The sequence below is a fragment of the Actinoplanes sp. ATCC 53533 genome, assembly GCF_003947245.1.
Window position 1 is genome coordinate 1 of sequence record NZ_QHHV01000452.1, and the last position, 3305, is coordinate 3305.

The following is a 3305-nucleotide window of genomic DNA, read 5'->3' on the forward strand; positions in this document are numbered from 1 at the left end:
CGCCGGCACGCCTCGGCGCTGACCGACCATCCGGTGTACTGGACCCGTGAGCAGCGCGGTGAGGAAGCTGCGACGTGGCTGCTGTTCGACCACAAGCACCAATACCTGCGAGAGACGTCCATCCGCGCTGACGACCGGTCGCCCCTCGTGCGGGCGTTCTGCGTCCCTCGGCACGCGGTCGATGATTCACCGACCGGTGAGCGCATGCTGCTATTGCTCGCGCTCGCCTTGATGGAGTCGCACGGTATCCGGACGGTGGTGACGGACATAGCTGAGCTGGCCGGTACGCCCGGCTTCGTCTTTGATCGGCGCAGAACAGCGATCACGGCGACGTGGATCGGCGCTGACGGGATCTGGTACGCCGACGTCACCGACAACCGCACCACGGTGCGCGGATATGACGACGCGGCTGGCTACGCCATCAACCACTCGATCAATGATGGGCCGAGTCCGCGGGCACGGCTGCGCGCTTTCGCCGAATACCTGCAGCTGAAGTGGAGCACGCTCGCCGTGCGCTGCGCTGAACTCGGGGAATGGGGCGCTGCCGGCATCGCGCAGCCGCGCAGCCGGCTGCTGTCCGTCGACGGCTTCGACCGTGCGTGCCGCTACCTTGGCAGCGTCGACCAACGCGGTGACTAGCTACCGTGCACACGCAGACCGATGCGCGGTTGAGGAAAGGGCTCCCATCTTGGCAGCAGGACCTGACGTGCCCGAGTTCCCACGCGTCCTGGTGATCGGGCTCGGCGGCACGATCGCCATGACCGCCGCCGCAGCCGGTGGGGTCACACCCACCCTTTCCGCGCAGCAACTCCTCGATGCCGTACCAGGCCTCACCGACCTGGAAAGCGATCTGGACGCGTTGAGCTTTCGCGCCAAACCCGGCGCCTCGCTGACCATCGAGGACCTGGTCGAGCTGACCGGCGTGATCCGGAAGGCCTTCGCCTCCGACGTAGCAGGAGTCGTGATCACCCAAGGCACCGACACGATCGAAGAGACCGCCTACGCCCTCGACCTGCTGCATTCAGGACCACAACCGGTGGTCGTGACCGGCGCGATGCGCAACCCGACGCTCGCCGGAGCTGACGGCCCCGCCAACCTCCTGGCCGCCGTCACCGTCGCCGCCAGCCCTGCAGCCCGAGGTTTAGGCAGCCTGGTGGTCATGGCCGACGAGGTGCACGCCGCCCGCCGGGTACGCAAGACGCACGCCACCAGCGTGACCACCTTCGTGTCGCCCAACGGCGGTCCCCTCGGCTACGTGGTCGAAGGTCAGGTCCGGATCCTGAGCCGGCTTCTCGACCGCTACGCCCTGCCTGATCCTGGCCACCTCGGAAGCGAACCGCGCGTCGCGCTCTACACGGCCACCCTGGACGACGACGGCCACATCCTCTCCGCCGTCGCCGAGCTGGCCGACGCGATGGTCATCGCCGGCTTCGGCGTCGGGCACGTCCCCGAAGCCTGGGTACCGACCCTGGCCGACGCCGCCCGCCGCATGCCGGTGGTCCTCACCTCCCGGACCGGCAGCGGACCAGCTCTGACCAGCACCTACGGATTCCCCGGCTCGGAGCGCGACCTGATCAGCCGGGGTCTGATCCCGGCCGGATACCTCGACCCCTTCAAAGCCCGAATCCTTCTCCGCCTCGCCCTGGGCGCGGGCGCAGACCAGGGGCAGATCAGCGACGCCATCACCACGGCCGGGGCCGCATCGGCCTCCGCCTGGCCGTGGCCTGCGGTTGCCGCCGGAAGGGAACAGGTATGAGAAGCCGTGAAGCCGTCACCGGCCGCACGATCGTGGTCGCCTTCGACCACGGCGACGACTTCGACACCGCCTTGCGCGAGGCGTGCCAGGCCCACGACATCCGCTCGGCCTACATCCCAATGTTCATCGCCGGCTTCTCCGCCGTCGACCTCGTCGGTACCTGCGAACGGCTTGCCGATCCACAAGCTCCCGTCTGGTCACGGGTGCAACTCACCAACGTCGAAGCGGTCGGGGCAGGCACCATCGCCTGGGATCACACCGCGGAAGCGATCGCACCGCACATCCACGTCGCTGCCGGCCTCAAAGAGCTCAGCGCGGCAGGGCACACCAGCCACCTACTCGGTGCAACGGTTCAATTCTTGACTGAGATGATCATCGTCGAGGTGACGGAGCCGCAGCTGCGCCGGGAAAGGGAGCCTGCCCTCTACGACGTTCCCCTACTGCGCTTCGACGGCCATGACGCGTGATGAGCGGTATGCGTGGTCACCCGAACGGGTGAGAACTCTCTGCGGCTCCCGCTGACGGCATCAGCCTGCACAGCTCAACGCCTGCAACCGTCGGGCCGACCCGACTCCGTGGCGCAGTCGGGTGGTGGCCCTCTTGAGGGCTATCGGGCAAGCGTCGCGGCGAGCAGCCGCACTTCGGGCGTGCCGCGGTGGTCGCGGATCAGGTCCGTCGCAAGGCCACGGATCGAAGGTCGGTTGCGGACTTCCGTCGGCGCCTCGGCGTTTGCGCTGAGCAGAGCCCGGGCCGTGTCGGCGGGCTTGCCCCGCTGCGCCCAGGCGCGGGCCCGGTCGGTGTGCAGACGGGCGCGCCTCTCCGGGGTGGGGAAATGCTCAGGCCGTAGGTCCCGGGCTGCGTGCAGGCCCGCACCCGCATCACCGAGAGCCCAATGGATGCCGAGTTGGTAGAGGGTGACCTGGGCGGCGGTTAGCGCGAACGGATGCCCGGACCGGGTGGAAACCTCGAGGCCGGCCGCCGCGCGCCGTGCCTCTGTGATGAGTGAGGTGGCCGTGTCGCGTCGTCCGGCCACTGCGGCGTTGTACGCGCAGGTGCACAGCGCGAACGCATACGTGGCGGCATGCTCGGCGGTTGGCAGGCCGGTCGCTTCGAGCGCATTCGCCGCGGCGATCACGACTCCGTCCGCCCGCTCGTAATTACCCTGGTGGCGCAACACGATGCCGAGGGCGCGGGCAGCCACAGTTTTCGACAGTGGCGACTCGGCCAGATCAGCGAAGATGACGGCGCGGTCGGCGGCCAGCCGACTTCCCTTGTGCGCGCCGGCCTTGTTAAGGGTCTCGCTGGCGAGGGTGTAGCAGGCGGTGAGCTGGACATACGCGGCCGGGCTGGGCGAGGCGGCGTTGGCGGTGGCAAGCAGGTCGGGCATCGCGTCGAGGAGCTGGACCAGTTGCCCAGCGTCGAACAGTTCGCGGGCTCGCCGGTATTGCTCTGCAGCACCGATGTGCTGGACGGCCGTCGTGGGGTCGGTCGGCACGGCGAGCGAGTGGTTGAGCTGGGCGAGTATGCCTGCCGGTACGGTGGCCAGCAC

At 68.7% G+C, this 3305-nt stretch carries 3 protein-coding genes and 1 pseudogene; 3 read left to right on the forward strand and 1 reads right to left on the reverse strand.

Annotation, left to right across the window (positions count from 1 at the left end; translation table 11 throughout):
• From DMB66_RS62135 to DMB66_RS59010, 3 genes and pseudogenes are all read left to right on the forward strand, one after another.
• Positions 1 to 639, forward strand: a pseudogene (locus tag DMB66_RS62135) (XRE family transcriptional regulator); the annotation flags it as partial.
• Between the two features lie 67 nt (positions 640 to 706).
• A complete protein-coding gene (locus DMB66_RS59005; RefSeq protein WP_255441673.1) occupies positions 707 to 1756 on the forward strand; it encodes an asparaginase in 1050 nt (349 codons plus the stop codon).
• On the forward strand, positions 1753 to 2223 hold the full coding sequence (locus tag DMB66_RS59010; protein WP_125812615.1) for a PPC domain-containing DNA-binding protein: 471 nt from the start codon (positions 1753 to 1755) through the stop codon (positions 2221 to 2223). The genes DMB66_RS59005 and DMB66_RS59010 overlap by 4 nt, the downstream gene beginning before the upstream one ends.
• A gap of 140 nt (positions 2224 to 2363) precedes the next feature.
• On the opposite strand, the gene DMB66_RS62140 is transcribed toward DMB66_RS59010, so the two are convergent.
• The coding region (locus DMB66_RS62140; RefSeq protein WP_158647729.1) for a transcriptional regulator at positions 2364 to 3305 on the reverse strand (942 nt) is incomplete at its 5' end.